This window comes from Streptacidiphilus neutrinimicus, assembly GCF_000787815.1.
GTDB classification, from domain to species: Bacteria; Actinomycetota; Actinomycetes; order Streptomycetales; family Streptomycetaceae; genus Streptacidiphilus; species Streptacidiphilus neutrinimicus.
In genome coordinates, this window is sequence record NZ_BBPO01000060.1 from 36,499 (window position 1) to 39,125 (window position 2,627).

The 2,627-nt window shown below is 72.8% G+C and carries 3 protein-coding genes; all 3 read right to left on the bottom strand.

The features are described 5' to 3' along the window. Positions 1-34: 34 nt before the first annotated feature. The 3 genes from TR48_RS29305 to TR48_RS29315 are packed head-to-tail and all read right to left on the bottom strand — an operon-like array spanning position 35 to position 2,299. Positions 35-808 carry an SDR family NAD(P)-dependent oxidoreductase gene (locus TR48_RS29305; RefSeq protein WP_042372945.1) on the bottom strand — a complete coding sequence of 258 codons (774 nt, stop codon included), beginning with the start codon at positions 806-808 and terminating at the stop codon, positions 35-37. 37 nt (positions 809-845) lie between these two features. Next, positions 846-1,826 (bottom strand): hypothetical protein, encoded by a 981-nt coding sequence (locus TR48_RS29310; RefSeq protein WP_152628243.1) that lies wholly within the window; start codon positions 1,824-1,826, stop codon positions 846-848. Positions 1,827-1,870: 44 nt separating this feature from the next. Beyond that, positions 1,871-2,299, bottom strand: a complete 429-nt coding sequence (locus tag TR48_RS29315) for a type II toxin-antitoxin system Rv0910 family toxin (RefSeq protein WP_042372949.1) — start codon at positions 2,297-2,299, stop codon at positions 1,871-1,873. Positions 2,300-2,627: the final 328 nt, after the last annotated feature.

Sequence of the window (2,627 nt, forward strand, 5' to 3'; positions counted from 1 at the left end):
GGGTTCCCCCGAGGGGGACCCGCCGTTCGCGCTTCTACTTCTCCGTGGGCCTGCGCCCGAAGCCGCTCGACATGCCGGTGAGAAGGGCCAGCGGGGCCTTGCGCGAGAGGGCGACCAGGGCCTGGTAGCGGCGGGAGGGGACGCAGACGGACCTGCCGCGCGCGAGGTCGCGCAGCGACTGGTCGACGACGTAGTCCGCGTCCAGCCACATCCACGCCCCCACGCTGGACATGTCCATCTCGGCGCGCTGGTGGAACTCGGTGTGGGTGAACCCCGGGCACAGCGCCTGGAGCGTGACGCCGCTGCCCGCGAGGTCGCGGTTGACCCCCGCGGTGAACTGGACCACCCAGGACTTGCTCGCCCCGTACGAGCCGCGCGGCACGAACGCGGCCACGGACGCGACGTTGACGACGTAGCCCTTGCCGCGCTCGCGCATGCCCGGGACCGCGGCGCGGGTGAGGCGCAGCACGGCCTCGATGTGGACCTTGACCATCGTCAGCTCGTCCTCGATCGGCACGTCGAGGAAGCCCTTGCGAAAGCCGAACCCCGCGTTGTTGACCAGCAGGTCGACCGGGCGCTCCGGGTCGGTGAGCCGCGCCTCGACGGCCGTGATGCCCGCGTCGGTGGCCAGGTCGGCCGCGAGCACCTCGACGGGGACCCCGTGCTCCTTGGCGAGTTCGTCGGCGAAGGCCGCGAGCCGGCTCTCGTCGCGGGCGACGAGGACGAGGACGTGTCCGTCCTTGGCGAGCCGGCGCGCGAACGCCGCGCCGATGCCGGCGCTTGCGCCGGTGATGAGTGCAGTCCGCATGACGCTCACGTTATCCGCCGCGCGAGCGGTCGCATCGTCAGGAGGCCGCTTCGGCCTCGGCGATGAGCACGTCGAGGGCGGCGCGCAGGGCCGCGAGCTCGGCCGGGGTGGGGGCGGCCGGGTCGTGGGGGACCAGCGCGGCGGGGGTGACCACGGCGGTGGCGCTCTCGGGGGCCGGCGCGGCCGCCGCGCGCGCGAGCAGGACCCCGGTGTCCGGCGGCGGCGTGCCGAGACGGTCGCGCAGCGCTCGCAGCGCCGGGGCGAGCGGGGACTGTGGGAAGGGGTAGTCCGACGGGAGCACGGCGGCATGGTGGGCGTGATCGTCGCCGTGGAAGTCGAGGGTCCAGCCCTCCCAGCCGGGCAACGGCCAGCCGTTCAGGCCGGCGACGGTCTGCACGGCCCAGACGGAGACGGTGCGGGCAGCCGGTTCGAAGTGGACGCCCCCGTAGGGCATGTCGGTGAGCTGCGGGGTAGGGGCAGCCCGCAGCAGCAGATCGATGAGGCCGGGGCCGTCCAGGACGTGCTCGACAGTCTCGCGGCAGCCGCCGCCGAAGGCGCGAACGCTCCCGTCGGGGAACCGCAGCGATACCACCGCCCAGGGCTCGCTGTCCTCGTCGGTGAACCAACTGGGCTCGTGGTGCTCCAACCAGCCGGGCTCTCGGGTCAGCTCCCGGCCGAGGCCGAGGTGGTGGGTGAGGTCGCCCATGCCGTCGTGCGCGAACCTGACGTCCCACCCGGGCCAGGTGCGCGCCAGCACCGCGCGGACCGCGCGGTGGTCGGCCCAGCTGTCCTGGAAGGCGTACCAGAGCAGCACGCGGCGATCGTGGTCGACGAGCGCGGCGCCCTCGCACCACAGGTCGTCGAGCCAGGTTTCGGTCTCGTCCAGGGCCCGGAAGCAGCGCGTGGCTGCCGCCGGTCCCGCCAGCAGGTCGGCCGCGATCCGGTTCGCGCCCCAGTGCGAGCCGAACCGCTGCCAGGCGCCGTTCTCGACCACCACGTACTGCGCTCGTGACCCCATGGCCGCCGAGGCTATCGGCGGCCCCGCCTCACGACGAACGCTTTTCAGCCCACCAGGCCGGACAGCTTCTCCAGGGACTCGACCAGCGCCTTGCTCGTGGCCTCCTTGACGCGTGCGGCCAGCATGTTGACCGCCGCTCCCTTGAACTCGCTGTCCACGGTGACCTTGGTGCCGTCGCCGTCCCCGGTGAGGGTGTACTGCTGGCGCAGGGTGATGCCCATCGGGCCCTTGCCGTCCAGGGCCAGCGTCGCCGGCGCGGCGACCTCGCTGACGGTCCAGCTGACCTCGGCGGGCATCCCCATCAGGGTCATCTTCTCGCCGTAGACGGCACCGACGGCGAGCTCGACGGGGCCGCCGTTGGGGAAGGCGGTGTGGATGGTGTTCCACTCCCCGAAGCGTTCGAAGTCGGTGATGACCGCCCAGATCTTGTCCGCCGGGGCGGGGATGGTGGCGCTGACGGATACCTCGGGCATGGCCGTTCCTCCTCGGGCTGTCGAGCCGAGCACGCCTGCTGGGGCGCTCTCAGCGGAGGCTAGCCGCGATCTGACGCACCATCAATATGTGCATCGGGGTTATCTGACATGGCGTCAGCTCGGCGGGCGGGCGCTGGTCCGTCAGCGCGGAGAGGTGCAGTTCCGCGATGTCCCGGGTACCCGCGAAGCGTCCCGACCACCACGTCGAGGGTGCGTTCCGGCGAGCCTGCGGGGAGGCAGTCGCGGCCGGTTTCGGGGTCACGCTGGTCCCCGCGCTCGCCGCCTTCCCGCCGCTGCTGCGCCCGCGTGGCGGTTTCTTGACGGCGGG